The following is a 413-nucleotide window of genomic DNA, read 5'->3' on the forward strand; positions in this document are numbered from 1 at the left end:
CTGGACGAATCACAGCCGATCGAGCGACACTGGCAGGATCTTGTGTTTCGATCACGAACGGCTTGATCGGTGCGGCAGGTGGTTGAACCGGAGCAGCGACTGCCGAAGTCTGCGGCTGCGGTGCACTCACTGGCTGGGCAACTTTACGAGATCACCCTGCAAGATGGCACCGTCTTGCTGGGCGAAATGACCGACGAAGAAGACTACACGGTCGAATCTTCCAGCGACCAGAGCTTTTGGCTCCGGCAGGAGATTGGGACTGCGCTCGCGCGGCCATTGCTAACGGGGCCGATGCGATCTATTTCGGCCTTGAAACCGGCTCCGCCATTCACACCGCCGGGATGATAACTCCCCACCGTCGAGATGTTGCGGGCATAGGTACCGGAACCCCACGTTGGCTCAGGACTGTTAGG

General features: G+C 59.6%; 1 protein-coding gene. It reads right to left on the reverse strand.

Annotated elements, in window-relative coordinates:
* Positions 1–203: 203 nt before the first annotated feature.
* A partial coding sequence (locus AB1L30_RS00480) for a hypothetical protein (protein ID WP_367011391.1) occupies positions 204–413 on the reverse strand: 210 nt, incomplete at its 5' end.

Origin of the sequence: Bremerella sp. JC817 (assembly GCF_040718835.1) — a bacterium.
GTDB lineage: Bacteria > Planctomycetota > Planctomycetia > Pirellulales > Pirellulaceae > Bremerella.